The 17,657-nt window shown below is 71.7% G+C and carries 16 protein-coding genes; 8 read left to right on the forward strand and 8 right to left on the reverse strand.

All coding sequences use genetic code 11. The annotated features are described in order from the left end of the window. Window position 1: 1 nt before the first annotated feature. Together C503_RS0105065 and C503_RS0105070 are read right to left on the reverse strand one after the other, a co-directional pair. Entirely contained in the window at window positions 2-466 is a 465-nt protein-coding gene (locus tag C503_RS0105065; protein ID WP_018681102.1) for a MarR family winged helix-turn-helix transcriptional regulator, read from the reverse strand. 258 nt (window positions 467-724) lie between these two features. Next, window positions 725-3,061, reverse strand: coding sequence for a choice-of-anchor D domain-containing protein (locus C503_RS0105070; RefSeq protein ID WP_018681103.1), 2,337 nt, complete (start codon window positions 3,059-3,061; stop codon window positions 725-727). Between the two features lie 151 nt (window positions 3,062-3,212). On the opposite strand from C503_RS0105070, the gene C503_RS0105075 reads away from it, so the two are divergent. Further along, a complete protein-coding gene (locus C503_RS0105075; RefSeq protein WP_018681104.1) occupies window positions 3,213-4,517 on the forward strand; it encodes a COG1470 family protein in 1,305 nt (434 codons plus the stop codon). 118 nt (window positions 4,518-4,635) lie between these two features. Here the strand turns inward: C503_RS0105075 and C503_RS0105080 are convergent, their stop codons facing one another. From C503_RS0105080 to C503_RS0105100, 5 genes are all read right to left on the reverse strand, one after another. Further along, on the reverse strand, window positions 4,636-5,268 hold the full coding sequence (locus tag C503_RS0105080) for a response regulator transcription factor (protein ID WP_018681105.1): 633 nt from the start codon (window positions 5,266-5,268) through the stop codon (window positions 4,636-4,638). A gap of 3 nt (window positions 5,269-5,271) precedes the next feature. Then, on the reverse strand, window positions 5,272-6,003 hold the full coding sequence (locus C503_RS0105085; protein ID WP_033400247.1) for a response regulator transcription factor: 732 nt from the start codon (window positions 6,001-6,003) through the stop codon (window positions 5,272-5,274). 139 nt (window positions 6,004-6,142) lie between these two features. Next, a complete protein-coding gene (locus C503_RS43015; RefSeq protein WP_018681107.1) occupies window positions 6,143-8,392 on the reverse strand; it encodes a sensor histidine kinase in 2,250 nt (749 codons plus the stop codon). Window positions 8,393-8,813: 421 nt separating this feature from the next. Beyond that, complete coding sequence (locus tag C503_RS0105095) at window positions 8,814-10,574, reverse strand: hypothetical protein (RefSeq protein WP_156892984.1); 1,761 nt, start codon at window positions 10,572-10,574, stop codon at window positions 8,814-8,816. 226 nt (window positions 10,575-10,800) lie between these two features. Further along, window positions 10,801-11,403, reverse strand: coding sequence for a TetR/AcrR family transcriptional regulator (locus C503_RS0105100; protein WP_018681108.1), 603 nt, complete (start codon window positions 11,401-11,403; stop codon window positions 10,801-10,803). Window positions 11,404-11,551: 148 nt separating this feature from the next. On the opposite strand from C503_RS0105100, the gene C503_RS0105105 reads away from it, so the two are divergent. From C503_RS0105105 to C503_RS0105125, 5 genes are all read left to right on the forward strand, one after another. Then, a complete protein-coding gene (locus tag C503_RS0105105; protein ID WP_018681109.1) occupies window positions 11,552-12,685 on the forward strand; it encodes an acyl-CoA dehydrogenase family protein in 1,134 nt (377 codons plus the stop codon). Window positions 12,686-12,710: 25 nt separating this feature from the next. Continuing rightward, window positions 12,711-13,844: a CaiB/BaiF CoA transferase family protein gene (locus C503_RS0105110; protein ID WP_018681110.1), complete on the forward strand. Its 1,134-nt coding sequence runs from the start codon at window positions 12,711-12,713 to the stop codon at window positions 13,842-13,844. A 433-nt stretch (window positions 13,845-14,277) separates the two neighbouring features. Continuing rightward, the gene (locus C503_RS46660) at window positions 14,278-14,439 is read left to right on the forward strand and encodes a hypothetical protein (protein WP_018681111.1); all 162 of its coding nucleotides are present in this window, start codon (window positions 14,278-14,280) and stop codon (window positions 14,437-14,439) included. A gap of 220 nt (window positions 14,440-14,659) precedes the next feature. Further along, window positions 14,660-15,151, forward strand: coding sequence for a hypothetical protein (locus C503_RS0105120; protein WP_018681112.1), 492 nt, complete (start codon window positions 14,660-14,662; stop codon window positions 15,149-15,151). 98 nt (window positions 15,152-15,249) lie between these two features. Further along, the gene (locus tag C503_RS0105125; RefSeq protein WP_245572407.1) at window positions 15,250-16,062 is read left to right on the forward strand and encodes a lytic transglycosylase domain-containing protein; all 813 of its coding nucleotides are present in this window, start codon (window positions 15,250-15,252) and stop codon (window positions 16,060-16,062) included. An 11-nt stretch (window positions 16,063-16,073) separates the two neighbouring features. Here the strand turns inward: C503_RS0105125 and C503_RS0105130 are convergent, their stop codons facing one another. Then, window positions 16,074-16,901 carry an imine reductase family protein gene (locus tag C503_RS0105130; RefSeq protein ID WP_018681114.1) on the reverse strand — a complete coding sequence of 276 codons (828 nt, stop codon included), beginning with the start codon at window positions 16,899-16,901 and terminating at the stop codon, window positions 16,074-16,076. A 46-nt stretch (window positions 16,902-16,947) separates the two neighbouring features. Between C503_RS0105130 and C503_RS0105135 the strand changes: the two genes are divergently transcribed. Further along, complete coding sequence (locus C503_RS0105135; protein ID WP_033400248.1) at window positions 16,948-17,268, forward strand: winged helix-turn-helix transcriptional regulator; 321 nt, start codon at window positions 16,948-16,950, stop codon at window positions 17,266-17,268. 80 nt (window positions 17,269-17,348) lie between these two features. Then, window positions 17,349-17,657, forward strand: coding sequence for a hypothetical protein (locus C503_RS38025; RefSeq protein ID WP_084476788.1), 309 nt, complete (start codon window positions 17,349-17,351; stop codon window positions 17,655-17,657).

Consider the following 17,657-nt stretch of genomic DNA (forward strand, 5'->3'; position numbering starts at 1 on the left):
GTCACCAGACCGGTCGCAACGCGACCGGCGCGCCACCGGACATGTCGCCGATCAGGGTCAGCAACACGGTCCGCAACCCGGCCACCTGCTCCCGGCCGACCCTGTCCGCCCACCGGTTCTCGATCCCACCCCACAACTCCACCACCCGCCGCACACACGCCCACCCGCGCTCGGTCAACGTGACCGTACGACTGCGACGATCGGTCGGATGCGGCCCCCGGGTGACGTAACCACGGTGCTCCAACTCATCCACCAACTGCACGGCCGCCTGCTTCGTCACCCCCAGGTGCTGCCCCAACTCCACGGCCGTCGCCGTCGGATGATGCGACAGGTACTGGAACACGAAACCGTGCGCGGGCCGCACATCGCCGAACCCCTCCACGGCCAGCGCCGCGTGCACCTCATCCATGATCAGGCGGAACGCCATGGCCAACAGAGCGGGGATGTCGGACGGCGCCGGTGTCACGACCTCACCCTAATGCCCAGCCACCCCCCTCGGCACGCTCGGCAACCCCAGCCCCCGCCCCCGACACCCCTCAACCGGACCCGGCGGTTCCGGCCCCGCCGGGGCGGTGCGGGTTGTCCACAACCCCGCCGATCCATCCACAGCTCACGACTGGGCGATATTGACAACGAGTCGGACCGCCTAGGGTTCCACGTATAGGGCGGGTCAGCCCCCCGGGAGGGAGGGGCGTGTGCTGGGGGGTGCGCTTGGGCGGCTCGGTCAGCGCCGCCCGACGAACTCGGCGGGTGTCACGGTGTTGCTGACCACCAGCAGCCCGGCCGCAACCGAGATCCCTGTCCCGTTCACCACCGCGACGACCACTCGCGGTCCGACCGAAGCCTTGGGAAACACCAATAGCTGAGCCCCGAATCGCCCGTCGGAGCCGGTGGTGGCTGTCACGCTCTCGACCGAGTCGCGAAACCCCACGGTCACGGCCCGGCCGGGCGGGAACCCGATCCCGTCGACCTCCGTGACGCGCCCAGGAGAAAGCACCCCGGGGTTCACCACCAACACCGGCGAGATTCCCGCTCCGCGAACCCCCACCAAATGCACCTCGCCAGGCGTGGTAGTGAACCTCACCACCCCGGTGCGTGCCCCTGCCGCCCCCGGTGAGAACCGCACCTGAACCTCACACGACCCCCCAGGCGCAACGACCGCTCCAACGCACCCCGTGACCCCGAACTCCGGTGAATCAACTCCTATCCCGGTCACGGTCATCGCCGCGCCACCGAGGTTCCGCACGGTCAGCGGCTCCACCGGCCCATCCGACAACAACAGCCGGTCCCCGAAATCCACCGGATCAGGACCAGCCGCAAACTCCGCACCAGCCTGAACAACAACCCGCGAATCCCCTTCCCCTCGTACCGCCACGGTGAACCCTCGCGCGACCAAAACCGCCGCACGGTCTCCAGCCGTGGACGGCGTGAACCGAAGTGAGACCTCGCAACTCTCGCCCGAATGCAGCACGTGTCCCGAGCAGGCATCGGCCCCGAGCGAGAAGTCACCAGATCCGGTAAGCGCCAACGAACCGATGGGCAGCGGACCAAACCCCTTGTGCGACAGCGACACTGTCCGAGTGGCCGTATGACCGACCGTGACCGGACCGAAGTCGACGTCATCCGCGCTGAGGCCAGGCTCGAAGGTATGTGCGAACACGTCGTCCGCATCCGCCGCGTCACCCCCGGCCAACCGAGCGTCGGACTCGAACGCCACCCGCGCACCATCCCAGGACAGAGAAGGCGCCTCAGCCCACCGGCTCGGTGTGCTCTGCCCGTCACAGACTTGCGCGCAACTGGAAGCGAGCGCTGTCAGGCCCGCGCGTAGATCCCGCACAACCACCTGACACTGCACACGCACATCCCGACTCTCATCCGGCGGCGGCACAGACACGTAGTCCGACGGTTCAAGACAGGATGGCTCGTAGTAGCCCAGTGGCACGTCAGCGCCATCGTGAACGGCGCGCGCGTCGGTGACGAACGCGAGGTAGCGGCCGTCCGCAGACAGGCCCGGAAGGCTCCCGTTGACCGGGACACCGGCCGCGTTGCGCGAGGCCAACACGGAGTCCACACCGGGCCGGACGACATACACGTTCGGTTGGCTCGTGACCTGCTCCGCCACGAACGCGATCACCGACCCGTCCCCGGAGATCGCGGGCCGACGAAAGTCCACCGACTCGTCCGTGTCGAGCGGCGCGCCGTTCTCGTCGAGATCGACACGCAGAGCGAGACCGGTGGCGACCTCGACACGGACCACGGCGTGGAAGGACGACGCGGCAGCGGCCGCCACCACGAACCGTCCGTCGCCGGAGATCTCCGGGTCGTAGGCCCGATCGACCCGTTCGGTCCCGATCGTCACCGGCAGTGCGCGGGCAGGACCAGGCGTGCCCGCCAAGAGGTCCGCCACGAAGAGGCCGTCCGGTTCCTCCCAGGCGATCCGCGAGCCGTCGGCCGAGATGCGTGGTCGGTCGGGCTCGGACGCGGTGACCACGTGGTAGCGGTAGTCCATCGCCCCGTCCGGTCTGCGCGCGTCGAACACGCCGTTCGGTGCGCGGTCGCATACGAGGATGTTGACGTCGGTGTCGGTCTCGGTGATGTTGGTCGCGCGGCTGAGGAACGCGACGAACCGGCCGTCGCGGGAGATCGTCGGCAGGTAGCTGTCGCCGTCGGCGGACGTCTCCGAGATCTGCGCGGCGAGCAAACGTTTGCCCCGGAGTGGAACCGGCTCGTCATCGATGAACTGGCCTCGGCTGATCAGGACAGTCCGGTTGCGGGCGATGTCGCGGACGTAGACGTTGTCGGTGTCCTCTCTCGTTGGACCGTCCAAAGGGGAGTAGCTCGTGAACGCCACCGCCGTCCCGTCCTGGGACATGTCCTGTTCCCGCCCGCCTGTCGGCGACGGGACTCCGGCAGCGTCCACTGACACCAGCTCGGTCGACCCGTTCACCGCCGCAGCAGACTCGGGCACCATCACCCCACTCGCGCCCACGGCGAGTACCAACGCAGCCACGGCGACACGACGGAACACGGCGACCTCCGACAGGGTTACTCGGGTGCCCATCGCAGCCTAGGAAGTCCGCATCGCGCGCGACCCGGCTCGCGGGTGGTGAACCGGACGCGGTCACGCGCACCAAAGGGCAGGCGGCACTGCCCGGTGACGCACCCGATCGCAGGGTCCGCGCGCGTGTGGTCGGTCCGGACACTTGCCGGTCATGGGAGCCACGACCTCGCTCGCGGGCGACACACTCACCGTCACCCCGGGGGACACCGCGCGCACGACAGTGCGGATCGCCAACTCCGGCCCACTCGTCGACCAGTTCACGGTGGACGTGGTCGGCGACGCGGGGGAGTGGGTGCGGGTCGAGCCGCCGGTCCTGAACCTGCTGCCCGGCACCGAGGGCGAGGTGACACTGCTCTTCACCCCACCCCGCGACGGTTCTGTCGCCGCCGGTCCTGTTCCGTTCGGGGCTCGCGTTGTCTCGCGTGAGGACCCTGCCGGTTCCGTGGTGGTGGAGAGCGCGGTAGAGGTTCTGCCGTATACGGACCTGCGCGTCGAATTGGTGCCGCGCACGATCAAGTGTCGTTCGCGTGCACGGTGTGAGCTGGTGGTGGACAACGCGGGCAACTACCCGTTGGGCGTCGAGATCGCGGTGTCGGATCCCGAGGACGCGCTGCGGCTCGCGGTCGACCACCCGACGCTGACCATCGCTCCCGGCACGTCGGCGTTCCTACGCCTCCGCGTCCGCCCCCACGACCGGTTTCTGCGCGGACAGGAACGCCGTCATCCGTTCCAGGTCGTCGTCGCCGTCGGTGACGTACCGCCGATGGCCGCCGAGGGGACGGTCGTGCAGCACCAGTTGCTGCCGAAGTGGCTGCTGCCCGCCGTGCTGGTTCTGCTGGCGTTGGCGATCGTCGCGGTGACGTTGTGGCTGACACTGGTGAAACCGAGCATCGAGTCCGCCGCGCGCGACACGGCCGCCGCGCTCGTCAAGGCCGAACAGGCGCGGTTGGAAGACAAGGCCGACACGGCGGAGAAGAAGGCGGCCGCCGCCGAAGAACACGCCGCAGCAGTGGAGAAGAAGACCGGCGACGCCAACACCGCCGCCGCTGCCGCCCCCTCGGTCACCAGTCCCGAGGGCGTCGACATCGCCCGCGGCCAAGCCTTCGACTTCCGCGTCACCACCACCCCGACCGCCACCCCCAATCCCGCCGACTTCCCCACCTTCACCGCCCCCACCCCGATCCCGGACGGCAAGACCCTCGTCATCACCGACTTGGTCCTGCAAAACCCCCGCGGCGACGCGGGCACCCTCCGCATCCTCCGTGGCGACCAGATCCTGCTGGAGTTCGGCCTCAACAACTTCCGCGACGTCGACTACCACTACCTGGAACCCCTGACGTTCCCGCCGGGCCAGGAACTGAAGGTGGCCGTCAACTGCCAACTCCCCGGGGCGCCGCAACCCCCCACCGGCAAGTGCACCCCCTCCGTCTCCTTCTCCGGCCGCCTCGCGGGCTGACTCCCCCTTCGCGAGCCCACCTCGACCTGGGCGGCTGTTGTGCTGTGCGGTCGAGTGCCATGTTGTCGGGGTGCGGTTCACGGCGCGGTGGCCAGGCGTCCTGGCCACCGCCACCGGCTCAGATGAGCCCCTCCCGCAACGCATACGCCACCGCGTGCGATCTGTTCCGCAGCTGGAACCGGTTCGTCACATCATGCAGGATCGACTTCACCGTGCGCTGCGAGTAACACAGCTGGTCCGCGATCTCCTTCGTCGACAACCCCGACGCCACCAACCGCAGCACCTCCGTCTCCCGGTTCGTGATCCCCGCCAGGTGCAGCCCACGCGGCTCCAACACGTGCCTCTGCAACCGCGAAACCCGGTTCAACAACCTCCCCAGCAGATCCGGCGGCAACGCACCCTCACCCACCGCCGCCGCCTTCACCAGGCGCACCAGGACGTCCGGGGTCGTGTCCGCGCGCCGGGCCACCGCGCACACGCCCGCTTCCACAGCGGCCAGGATCTCGCTCTCCTCCAGGTCGCCCGCGATGAGCACCACGTGCGTGAAGCCGCGGCAGCGCAGGGTTTTCAGCAGCTGCTCGGCCCGAGTGTCGAACCGGTCGGCGACCACCAGGGCCACCGCCTCCGGGGTGGCGTCGTCCTCCTCGACCAGCCGGAGCTCCGGACGGGCGCGCAGCGCCATGTGCACCCCGTTGCGCAGGATCGGGTCCGTGGCCCGCACGAGCACCGCTGTCCGATTCTCTTCCCGCATGTCCTACCCCGCTTCCTCGTCCCCCGGGTGGAACCCAGACGGTGCCCGATCGGGCGTCCCGACCGCATGGGACCGGTGTCCCGGAATTGCCCGGACGCGCGGCGGCGACCCCAGACCCGCGGTGCGGGCGCGCACGATCGCCTGGGCCCGGTCGGGCACCCGCAGCTTGGTGAAGATGCTGGACACGTGGTTGCGCACGGTCTTCGGGCTCAACGACAGCGCTCGCGCGATCACCGTGTTGCTCTCGCCGTCCGCGATCAGCGCCAGCACCTCGCGTTCCCGGCCGGTCAGCTCCGGGAACACGGCAGGCGTCGGTTCGCTGAAGAAGCTCAGCACCCGGTCGGCCACACCGGAGCCGAAGATGGCCTCCCCGCGGCCGACCGCGTGCACGGCGCGCACGATCTCGTCCTGGCCGGAGCCCTTGAGCAGGTACCCGCGCGCGCCCGCGCGCATGGCCGCGAGCACGGACTCACTGTCGTTGAACATGGTCAGCACCAGCACGCCGGTCCCCGGCCGTTCGCCGACGATCACCCGGGTCGCGTCGATGCCGGTCGTGTCCGGCAGGTGCACGTCCATCACCACCACGTCCGGCGCCAGCTCGCGGGCCGCCGCGATCGCCTCCGCGCCGGTCGCGGCCTCACCGACCAGCGACACCGTGGGCTCGCCCGCCAGCACGGTGCACAGCCCGAACCGGAACAGCGGGTGGTCGTCCACCACCAGCACCCGAGGATTCATCCACAACCCCCGAAGTTGTCCACAGGCCCGCCGGGCCTCCTTTCGCTTCCCCTTGCGCGCCAGCACCATGGACCTCGGCGACCCGACCAGGGCCGCCGGAAACCTCTGCCCAGGAGCGAACATGGAAATCCAGCCGCGGTCATACCTTCTCCCTGGGGAGCGGCAGCGTGGCCAGCACCCGCGTCCCGCCCCGGTCCTCGGCCGCCACCAGGCAGTCCCCGCCCAGCTCGGCGGCCCGCTGCCGCATCGACACCAGCCCGATCCCGGCGGCCCGCCTGGCCAGGCCGACGCCGTCGTCGACGACCTCGATGTGCAGGTCGTCGTCCACCCACAGCCGGACCGCGCAGGACGACGCGCGCGCGTGCCGGGTGACGTTGGTGAGCGCCTCACAGACGATCCGGTAGGCGGCGACGTCCACCGACGCGGGCAGGTCGGGCAACGCGACCGGCACCTCCAGCATGATCGACACACCGCCGTCCGGGATCCGGGCCGACCGGCTGGCCAGCGCGCCCGCGTACTCGCGGATCGCGGGCACCAGCCCGATCCGGTCGAGCACGGGCGGGCGCAGTCCGTGCGCCAGCCGCCGGATCTCGGCGATGGCGCCGTGCAGCTCGTCGCGCAGGCGGACCAGCAGGACACCGGTCGTGCCCTCGCGGTCCAGCCCGCGCACGCACGCGTCCAGACCGAGCGAGACGGCCGCGAGCGTGGGGCCGACACCGTCGTGCAGTTCGTGCAGGAGACGGCGGCGTTCCTCCGCACGCGCGCACACCAGGCGGTCGCGCGAGCGGCGCAGGTCGCGGGTCAGACGCGCGGTGTAGACGGCCGTGCCCGCGTGCCGGGCCAGTTCGGCCAACGCGGCCCGGTCGCGTCGGCGCAGCACGGCCCGCCCGCCGACGACCAGCGCGCCCACCCGCTCGCCGTGGAAGAGCAGGGGGAGCTCGGTGTCGTCGGGTCCGGGCGTGCCCACGCGCGCGGCGGTCTCGGCCTGCCCGCCCGCGTCGATCTCGATCGCCACGTGCGGCAGCCGCAGCGCCTGCGCGACCTTCTCCACGATGCCTGGCAGCAGGTCCTCGGGCACGTCGGTGTCGGCCAACCGGGCGGCCAAAGTGGACACCACGCGGTAGGGGTCGTCGGTGTAGCCGAAGAACCGCTTGTTCACCAGACCCTGCAAGCGGTTGCGCAGCGGCTGCGCCGCCAACGCCACGCACGCGGCGGCCACGGCCTGCTGCCACACCTGGTCCACCGATGGGAACAGCAGTGCCAGGCCCGCCACGACGGCCACGTAGGTGCCCACCACGCCCGCGCTGAGCGCGCCGTAGACCACCGACCGGCTGATCACCACCTCGATGTCGAGCGCCCGGTGCCGCAGCACGGCCAGACCCACGGCGACCGGCACGGCGGAGAAGGCGAGCGCGTGGAAGCGCTGTGGCAGCAGTGGTTCGCCTGCGAGGGCGGTCGGCAGGACCCACACGGCGAGGTAGACGACCGCCCCCGCGCCCAGTGCGACGGCCGTCCGGCGCAGCTTGCGCCGGACAGCCGGATCGGTGCTGGTCAGGTATCTCGCGGCAAGCACGGCCACGATGAGCACCGGATAGACGAACAAGGCGGGCACGGCAGGCGAGCCGACCACGGCCAGGACGGCGGTCGGGGAGTCGAGCCACAGCATGGCGCCTGCGGTGAACGCCGCGTAGAGCAGCGGGCTGCCGAGGTAGGCGAGCGTGACCCATCGGCGGTAGTGGCGCCAGTCGGGAGGAGAGGGGAAAGCGAGTGCGAAGTGCAGCATGGCGGACCACAGCAGGGCGAACGCGGCCTCGCCGAGCCACCAGCGCCAGAACTGGGTGCCTGCCACGAGGTCGAGGGCCTGCAGGGGGAAGAACGCGGCGCCCGCCGTGGTGACCGCCGTCAGGCCGGTGGCCAGAAGTGCGGCTCGGGCGGCGGGTTCGCGCGGCCGGAACCAGAAGATCGCCCCGGCCGTCGCGGCGACCAGGCAGCCGACGGCCAGGGTCGGCCAACTGTCGGCCAGTGCGGCGAGCCACGGGTAGGGCCGGGTGGTCACGGTCAGGTCGAGGAGGTGGCCGTCGCGCAGCACGCGGTAGACCGATGCGTCGTCGGTTCTTGCCGGAGGGCCGCCCGGTGCGGCGCTGACCCGTTCGGACAGAACGGTTCCGTCGATGGCCACGACCTCGTCGCCCGCGCGCAGCGGGGGCGGGCCGTCGACCACGGTGACCCGGTCCGCCGCCAGGGCGTTGTCACCCAGGTTGATCGTGGTTCCGTCGCCGGGCGCGGACGCGCGTGTCAGCAGGCACCACCCGGCTACCCCGAGGAGTGCGAGCGTGAGCAGAACGTACGCGGCGGAAACCCGCCGCGCGCCCGCCGAGCCACCGGACACGGTTGGATCATCCCGCAGCGCACGGACCAAACCCAGACATGTCCCCTGGTCGACATCGGCCTGGTCACCTGTTCGGCCTAGCCGGGCGCACAGACGGCCCGCGACGGTGTCGAAAGGACACTGCGGTGGGTGAACGCGAACGGGTATGCGGTCGTCCCCATGGGGTGGCGGCTCCCGCTCCCGAGGCCGACCGTCCGAATGCGACTGTCCGGTCCGGCGCGGCCGCTGCCCGACTGAAAGGAAGTGATGCGAGTGCTGTTCGCGATTTGAGGGCGGGTTTCGACAGGGGAGGTGACGCGAACAGGATTCACACAACTCAATGGCCTGCGACCACTCGGCGAACCTCGGAGACGCGTCGTCCCCGGGACCGGTACCCGGCCACGGGGACGACAACGACTTCGGGACGTCCAGTCCTCGGGGGCTAGCCCTTGGGCACGACCTGGGTCCGCTCGGGATCCCCGGACGGCTCCTCGTCAGAGGCTCCGGCCTGCGCCGCTGCCCCGGACCCACCGGCCTCGGATCCACTGCTCGTGGAGCCACCCGTCGCGGCGGGACCGGGCACGGCTTCGCCCGGTACGCCTTCGCTGGACGCGGAGTCGGTCGATGTGGCGCCGCTCGGTGTGGACGCGGTTGGCGTGGGGACGCTCGACGCGGTGTCGGTGTATGCCACGTCGCCTGCCGGGGTGCTGCTCGATGCCGCCTCGTTCGGCGGGGTCTCGGCTCGTGCCGGGGCGGCGGGTGCCTGCTCGACGGGGGCGACCCCGGTGGGGGTTGCCTCGGCGGATGTCGTCGCAGGCGAGGACACGGTCTCGGAGGTCGCGGTGACTGCCGGGGTCGCGTCGGCCGGGGGCGCTTCCGAGGAAGGCTCGGCCTGGGTAGTCGCCGGGACGTCGCTCGTGGACGACGGGGTGTCCGTCGAGGGCGGAGGTGCCTCGGTGGTGGCCTCGGGCGTGGGTTCCGGGGTGGCGGCGGTCGGTGCCGGGTGCGTGGGCGCGGCTGCCGGGGCGTCCGGCCAGGCAGGCGGCGTGGGCTGAGCCGTCGGTGGTTCCAGGCCGCCCGACAGGGCGCCGGTGATCGGGTAGGGCGTGGTCGGCTGGGGCGGGGGGACCGGGGCCTGAGGGGTCACGGCCGGGGTGGTGGCGAACTGGGCCGGGCCGCCGGACACCGGCTGCTGGGCGTGTTGCCCCGGCTGTGCGAACACCGGGGTGGCACCGAACTGCGGTGCGGCTCCCGGGACCGCGCCGGGCTGAGGTGCCGTGCCCGGCCCGGCCGGGGCTTCCGCCTGCAATGCCTGTGCGGCCGCCGTCGTGCCGTTGAACGGGTCGGGTGCGTTCACGGGGTGTGCGACGCCGGGCTGGGCACCGCCGTGCTCGCCTGCGCCTGGCTGGGAGCCCTCCGGTTGTGCGGCGCCCGACTGCGTGCCGCCGGGTTGGGCCGTGCCGGGCTGAGGGCTGCCGGGCTGGGTGCTGCCGGGGGCTCCGACGGGGGTGAACTGGCCGGTGCCGGGGAACTGGCCGGGGGGTGAGCCCGCGAAGCCGGGGGGCGGGCCGAACGGGGGGCGGAAGCCCATCGGTGGGGTGGCCGGTTCGACGCGGCGGCTGCGGATCGGCAGGAGGGCGGCCAGGACGCCCAGGAGGATGGCGCCGCCCGCGATCAGGAGGAGGGTCATGCCGGTCTCGATCGAGCTGGTGAACTGGTAGCTCAGGGACTCGGGGTCCTGCGGGCGGTTCATCAGGTCGATGAAGTCCAGGACCGACAGCTCGGCCATCGCGGCCGCGCCCAGGGCGACGCCCGCGCCCGCGGCCGCGGTGACGCGGGTGGCGGTGAGCAGGGCCGGGCGGGCGCGGATCGCGGTGAGCAGGGCCAGCAGACCCGCGATCGCGGCCAGGCCCGCGCCGGTGGCGACCGGGATGCCCTGGGAGTCGGTGAGCGCGCCCGCCATGCCCTTGAAGTAGGAGTTGCTGACGGTGGTGTGCCAGAGCGTCTGCTCGGTCACCCCGGTCTGCTCGACGTCGGGGTAGGTGAGCGTGAAGCGGAAGACCGTGGCGGTCGAGCCGATCACGGTCAGGGTCGCGCCCGCCAGCAGCAGGAAGGCGGCGACGAACCCGGCCCACCACAGCGGCGGGCGGGGCGTTGGCTGGGTCGGGTACCCGGGCGGTACCGGCGGGAAGGAAGCGGTCACGCGGTGATCTTTGCAGGTCAGCGTGGGCGTGCTCACAGCTGTCAGACAATTAGCGAAAGCGAACGTCCCGTTGGCGTCCCGCGGTTGTCATCTCTGGTGCAGGGGCCGACCCGAGCGAGGGCCGGGTCGGCCGCTGCGGAAGCAGTACAGGCACCAGGAGGTGGACGGGACCGGGCCGGTCGGCCTGCATCCGGCAGGCGCGGTCCCGTCCGACGGGGGAGGCCCGTCACCCCAGGTAGCGGGACAGGACGGTGGCCTTCCACTCGTCCAGCAGGCGGGTGCGGCGCTCGGCGCCGCCGCCGATCATGGCGTCCAGGGCCAGGCCGCGGACGAAGTTCACGCTCAGCAGCAGCACCGTCTCCACGTCGGCCTCGGGCAGGTCGCCGCCCGCCGCGGCGCGGCAGAACTCCAGGGTGGCGTGGCCGAGGGCGCGGTCGACCGGGCGGAGCGTCTCGCGCAGCTCGGCGTCGGTGCGGGCGGCCACCCACAGCTCCACCGCCGCCGTCGACAGGGTGCCCGAGTAGGCCTCCCACAGCTGGTCGATGCCCTCCACCACACGGGCCCGGCCCGGCGGCAGGTCGGCCTCGGCCGCGCGCAGCTGGTTGATCAGGCGGGCGAACAGGTGCTCAAGGGCGGCGGTCATCAGCTCGGCCTTGGTGGTGAAGTGGTGCTGCTGCGCGCCCCGCGAGACCCCGGCACGGGCGCAGATCTCCTGCACGGTCGTGCGGGCGTAGCCGAGTTCCACCAGGCAGTCGATGGTCGCGTCGAGCAGCGCCTCGCGCGTCTGCTCGCGGCGTTCCTGCTGCGTGCGGTGCGTGCGCACGGCCACCCGCGCCCTCCTCCGTTCGACCGACACGGCACTTTACGGTCAGTCCGGCCAGCATGTACCTTCGAAACCAAACTTACATGCAGTCCGGAATGTTTCTGGACGGTCACCGCGAACTGGGAGGATTCCCGTGACCCAGCGTTCCCCCTGGATGGACGCCGACCCCGACACCGACCTGGATGCTTTCCGCGACCTCGCGCGCACCTTCTGCGCCAAGGAGCTGACCCCGAACATCGAGCGCTGGATCGAGAACAAGCAGGTCGATCGGGGGCTGTGGCACAAGGCGGGGGAGGTCGGGCTGCTGTGCCTGTCGGTCCCCGAGGAGTACGGCGGTGGCGGCGGGAGCTTCGCGCACGAGGTCGTGCTGCTGGAGGAGCAGGCGCGGTCCGGCGACAGCGGCTGGGGCGTGTCGCTGCACAACGGGATCGTCGCGCACTACGTGGTCGCCTACGGCACCGAGGAGCAGAAGCGGGCCTGGCTGCCCCGGCTGGCCTCCGGCGAGTGGGTCGGCGCGATCGCGATGACCGAGCCGGGCGCCGGGTCGGACCTGCAGAACATCAGGACCAGGGCGGTCCGCGACGGCGACGAGTACGTGGTCAGCGGCGCCAAGACGTTCATCACCAACGGCGGCCAGTGCGACTTCGTGGTCGTGGTGGCCAAGACCGACCCGGCCAAGGGCGCCGAGGGCACCTCGCTGGTGATCGTGGAGACCGGGCGGGCGGGCTTCCGCCGCGGCCGGGTGCTGGACAAGATCGGCTTGAAGGCGCAGGACACCGCCGAGCTGTTCTTCGACGAGGTGCGGGTCCCGGCGGCCAACCTGCTCGGCGGGGTCGAGGGGCAGGGTTTCGTGCAGCTGATGCAGCAGCTGCCGCAGGAGCGGCTGATCATCGCCGTGTCCTCGGTGGTGGCCATGGAGGTGGCGCTGGAGCAGACCCTGGCCTACACCAAGGAGCGGCAGGCGTTCGGCCGTCCGGTCTACAACTTCCAGAACACCCGGTTCACCCTCGCCGAGGTCGCCACCGAGACCCGGATCGCCCGGGTGTTCCTGGACGACTGCGTGCAGAAGCACCTGCGCGGCGAGCTGGACGTGCCCACGGCCGCGATGCTCAAGTGGTGGACCAGCGACCGGGCCATGAAGGCGATCGACGAGTGCCTGCAGCTGCATGGCGGCTACGGCTACATGACCGAGTACCCGATCGCCCGCATCTACACCGACCAGCGCGTGCAGCGCATCTACGGCGGCACCAACGAGATCATGAAGGAGATCATCTCCCGCACGCTCTGATCCGCCACCGACTTCGAGGAGGTCCGTGTTGGGACCGCTGTCCGGGCTGCGGGTCGTCGAGCTCGCAGGTCTCGCCCCCGCTCCGTTCGCCTGCACCGTGCTGGCCGACCTCGGCGCCGACGTGATCCGGGTCGACCGGGCCGCGCCGGGCGCCGACGTGCTGGCCGTGCCGGACGACCCGCTGGCCAGGAGCCGCCGGTGGATCGGGGTCGACGTCAAGTCCGCCGCCGGGCTCGACCTGGTGCTGCGCCTGGTGGACCGGGCCGACGTGCTGGTCGAGGGCTTCCGGCCGGGCGTGGCCGAGCGCATGGGGCTGGGGCCGGACGTGCTGCTGGCCCGCAACCCCCGCCTCGTCTACGGCCGGATCACCGGCTGGGGCCAGGACGGGCCGCTGGCCGCCACGGCCGGGCACGACATCAACTACATCGCGGTGGCGGGCGCGCTGGACCCGATCGGGCAGGCGGGCGGCAAGCCGACCGTGCCGCTCAACCTGGTCGGCGACTTCGGCGGCGGCGGGCTGATGCTGGCGATGGGCGTGCTGGCGGCGCTGTTCGAGCGCCAGACGTCCGGGCGCGGCCAGGTCGTGGACGCGTCGATGGTGGAGGGCGCCGCGCTGCTCACCACGACCCTGCACGGGTTGCGCGGACAGGGTCTGTGGCCGAACCCGCGCGGGGAGAACCTCCTCGACGGTGGCGCGCCGTTTTATGACACATACGCGGCCGCGGACGGAAAGTATGTGGCCATCGGCGCGATCGAGGTCCGTTTCTTCGCCGCGCTGGCCCGGCTGCTCGGGCTGCCCGAGGGGGCGAACCACCTCGATCCGTCGACCTGGCCCGACCTGCGGGAGCGGATCGCCGCCGCAGTGCGGACCCGGACCCGGGACGAGTGGGCGAGGCTCGCCGAGGGCACGGATGCCTGCCTGTCGCCCGTGCTCACGCCCGAGGAGGCGACCACGCACCCGCACAACGTCGCGCGCGGCACGTTCGCCTCGGTGGGCGGACGGGTGCAGCCCGCGCCCGCGCCCAGGTTCGGCCGTACCGCGCCGGGAACCCCGAACCCGCCGAGCGAGCCGCGCGCCGACACCGCCGACGTGCTGGCCGAGCTGGGCCTGTCCGCGGCGGAGATCGAACGGCTGCGGGAGTCGGGCGCGATCGCCTGATGGCCCGGGTGTCGGGCTGTGCGGGTGCTTGTGGCGTCCGCACAGCCACGGTCCGGCCGCGCGTGGTGGCCGCGGTGGTGCCCGCCTGCTGGGAGGGCGCCGGGTGACGGCTCTCGGGCCCCGCGCCGTGGGAGATTCTCCGGTGACGCGGGGCAAGTTGTACAACGCCAACGGTCGCCGTGGTGTCCAGGACCGGCCGGCGGCTCAAAGGTGACACGGTTTCCGGGACATCGGCCGCCGGTCCCGGTGTGTCGGCTCCGTGATCCCGCCTTGGACCCGTAGGGTGACGCCTTCGGCGCCGTGGGTGGCCGGGAACGTCGGCCACGGCCGGTTTCTCACGCTGGGTGCCCTGTTTCGGCGGAAAGATCCGCCGCGGATCGTCGTTTTGGGGGATCATGGTGACCGGCGGTGCGCGAGGGGACGGAGTGGACCGATGAACGCCAAGAAAGTCGTCATGCTCGTGGTGGTCGCCCTGGTGCTGTTCTACGTGGTCAGTCAGCCAACCCAGGCGGCCGGGGCGGTCCAGGGGCTGCTGTCCTGGCTGCGGGACGGGGCCGAGGCCATCATCACGTTCCTGAAGAACCTCTTCGCCTAGGCAGGTCCGTTCGGGGACGCCGCGCGCGTCCCGGCTCGACGCTGCCCGCGATCGGGGTCACCAACGGTGATCCGGCAAGATCCATATTGGACCGTCCGGGTGGATCTGCGGGCTGGGAGGCGCCGTTCACCGAACTGGCCCGTTTTGCCTCTGGCGATCTGTCGGTCCTTGCCCCTACGGTTTCAGCCATCGAGTGATCATGAGACCTCCAGGAGGCAGAATGCTCGACGATCCCGGGGTCGATGCCCTGGTCCGGCAGTGGACCGCGGAGCGCGCGCAGGACGCCGACGCGGACGAGGCGCGGCGGATCGCGTCCGAGTGGCTCGCCGACGCCCCCACCGTGGCCACGCCCGGAATTCCCGGTCAGCGCGCCCGTGCCGGGGCCGCGCGCTGGGCGACGGTCGAGACCGCGGACCCCCGCTACCTCTCGGCCATGCGCAAGCGGCTCCCCGAGGTGCCGCAGGAGCTGCTGGCCGCCGCGGCGAGCTGGTGGCAGATGGTCGGCGGCGTGGCCGAGGCCGAGGAGTGGTGGGACGCGGGCATGAGCCCGCTGGACCAGCGCGCCCTGGACTACCGGGCGGCCGGGCTGGCCCCGTCCGACCTGGCCCGCAGGCTCGGCCCGCTCACCGTGCTGGAGCACCTGCGCCGGGGCAGCGCCCCCGCCTGGTGCGTGGCCCGGCTGCAGCGGCAGCGCCGCGACGGGGCCGCGTGACCCACCTCGCGTAGCGCCACTGTGCTCACGTCGTCGATGCTGTCCACGACCGGCGCGCGCCCGCGCCCCGGTCGAGCCTCGATCCCGGCTGGAGCACGGTGGCGGACACCCGGACCCGACGCGGACATGGCGTGGTGGCGCGACTCCTGGTCGTGCTGTCGCTGCTGATCGTGGCCGCTGTCGTGGTGTGGGTCGTACGGGTCGTCACGGCGTCGGACACGGACGCGCGGAGCCCGGCCGCGGGGGTGGAACCCGCCGCGGTCGAACCGGACTCCGCGGCGCCCATCGAGGCGGTCGACACCGGACCGGGCGCGGTCGCGCCGGAGCGGTCCGCGGGCGTGGAAACCTTGCGTGCCTGGGCGAACAAGCTCACCGGGCCCACCGGCGTCCCCGCTCGTGCGCTGATGGCCTATGGCAACGCGGAGCTTGTCGTGCGCACCGCCATGCCGCGCTGTGGTCTGTCCTGGGCGACTCTGGCGGGTATCGGGCGCGTCGAGAGCGATCATGGTCGCTATGGCGGTGCCGTGCTGGGTGCGGATGGGCGACCGTCGATACCGATCATCGGTGTGCCGTTGGACGGATCTCCTGGTGTGCGGGCGATCGCGGACACCGACCGGGGTGAGCTCGACGGGGACGCGGCCGCCGATCGGGCGGTGGGGCCGATGCAGTTCATCCCGTCCACGTGGCGGAAGTGGGGTGCTGACGGGAACGGGGACGGGGTCGCGGATCCGCAGCAGATCGATGACGCGGCGCTGGCGGCCGGGCGGTATCTGTGTGCGCAGGGGCGGGATCTGACTTCTGCCAAGGGGTGGTGGGGGGCGGTGTTCTCCTACAACAACTCCGTGGAGTACGGGCAGAAGGTGTTCGGGTTGGCCGATGAGTATGCCCGACGGGCGGCCGCGCGCGGCTAGTGGACAGTCGCTTATGGACCGGTCAGCAACCGCGCCAGGTCCGGCTCGCCGTCCGTGAGTCCGCGCGCCATCAGGGTGAAGTACGGGGCGAGCAACGCGGGGTCGACGCCCTGTTCCCGGGCGGTCAGCTCGAACGTGCGGATGCCTGCTACCTGCATGGCGAGGCTCGAACCCGCGCCCGCGCCGGGATCGGCGGCCGAGGCCGACATGGCCCGCAGCCAGCCGGTGAGCAGCTCGGTGAACCCCGCCCGGTCGACGGCCTCCGCGCCGATCAGGGCACGGGCATGGGTGACGCCCGCGAACATGCCGTACATCCCGCTCAGCAGGGCGATGTCGTACAGGGCGGCGAATCCCGGGTCCGTGCCGACGTAGCGGGCCGCGGTGGGGACGGCGAGAGTCCGTTCGTGGTCGTCGAACAGCTCGCGGGAGCCGCTGTAGAGGGTGTGGCCGGGCGTCGGGGTGCCGATCATGGCGGGGACGGCCATGATCCCGCCGTCCAGGAACCTGGCGCCACGGGCCCGCATGAGGCCCGCGCGGGCGCGGGCCTGGCCGGGGGAGCCGGTGGTGAGGTTGACGACGTCCTTGCCCGCGAGGTCCGCGTCCGCCAGGACCTCGGTGACCGACCGGTCGTCGAGGAGGCAGACGACGACCAGGTCGTTGGCCGCGATGGCGGCCGCCGGGGTGGCGGCGGCGATGGTGCCCGGGACCTGCCGAGGGGTGCGGTTCCAGACTGTGACGCCGGTGTCGCGCCAGGCTGTGGCGAGGGCGGTGCCCATGGCGCCGAGGCCGAGGAGGGTGACGGTCATGGGGTGAGCGTGCTGGTCGGCCGTCGGTGTCATCAAGTACGTACTTTGGGGATAGTGGTTTCCTCCGGGAAAGGGTGGTCTGGTGCGGAATCGGCCGGGGACCGGGCATTGCGGGGTGGACGCCGCCATGGGGGTCATCGAGGGGAAGTGGAAGGTCTCGATCCTGTGGGCGCTGGGCGAGGGGGTGTGCCGGTTCGGTGAGCTGCGCAGGGTATTGGGCGTGACGGAGAAGGTGTTGGCGGGTCAGCTGCGGGAACTGGAAGGGGACGGGGTGGTGGTCCGGGAGGATTTCGGCGAGGTGCCGCCCCGGGTGGAGTATTCGTTGAGCGCTCGCGGTCTCGCCTTGAACAGCGCGTTGCGGCCGTTGGGGGAATGGGGCCGGGAACTGCTGGGCTCCTGAAGGCGGGAACGCGTTTCCCCCGCCGGGACGACCGCCAGGGTGACGGGGGTCTCTCAGGGGGGTCGGGTTAGCATCGGGCGGTGAGCGGTCGGTCGGGTGTCGGGCGTAGGGTCCTCGTGGTCGGGGTGTCCCTGGTCTCCCTGGCCGTGTGCTGCGGGTTGGCCTGGTGGCAGTGGCAGCGGTACGAGTCGGTCAGTGGGACCTTCCAGAATCTCGGGTACGTGCTGCAGTGGCCGCTGTTCGGGGTGGCGCCCGCGTACATGTTCTGGCGGTTTCGGCAGCTCAGGGCCCGGGAACGCGAGCAGGGGAGTGTGGCCCCCGAGTCGGACGCGCCGGTGTTGACGGTGCGGATCCACCAGGGGCAGGAACAGGAGCGGGAGTCCCGATGA

Origin of the sequence: Actinokineospora enzanensis DSM 44649, from assembly GCF_000374445.1 — a bacterium.
Lineage (GTDB): Bacteria > Actinomycetota > Actinomycetes > Mycobacteriales > Pseudonocardiaceae > Actinokineospora > Actinokineospora enzanensis.

What these genes read in the sequence shown, in the direction of transcription:
- C503_RS0105085 (WP_033400247.1), bottom strand. Translation starts at nt 6,003, where the DNA reads ATGAATCCTCGGGTGCTGGTGGTGGACGACCACCCGCTGTTCCGGTTC.
- C503_RS0105070 (WP_018681103.1), bottom strand. Translation starts at nt 3,061, where the DNA reads ATGGGCACCCGAGTAACCCTGTCGGAGGTCGCCGTGTTCCGTCGTGTC.
- C503_RS0105075 (WP_018681104.1), top strand. Translation starts at nt 3,213, where the DNA reads ATGGGAGCCACGACCTCGCTCGCGGGCGACACACTCACCGTCACCCCG.
- C503_RS0105080 (WP_018681105.1), bottom strand. Translation starts at nt 5,268, where the DNA reads ATGCGGGAAGAGAATCGGACAGCGGTGCTCGTGCGGGCCACGGACCCG.
- C503_RS46660 (WP_018681111.1), top strand. Translation starts at nt 14,278, where the DNA reads ATGAACGCCAAGAAAGTCGTCATGCTCGTGGTGGTCGCCCTGGTGCTG.
- C503_RS0105120 (WP_018681112.1), top strand. Translation starts at nt 14,660, where the DNA reads ATGCTCGACGATCCCGGGGTCGATGCCCTGGTCCGGCAGTGGACCGCG.
- C503_RS0105130 (WP_018681114.1), bottom strand. Translation starts at nt 16,901, where the DNA reads ATGACACCGACGGCCGACCAGCACGCTCACCCCATGACCGTCACCCTC.
- C503_RS0105105 (WP_018681109.1), top strand. Translation starts at nt 11,552, where the DNA reads ATGGACGCCGACCCCGACACCGACCTGGATGCTTTCCGCGACCTCGCG.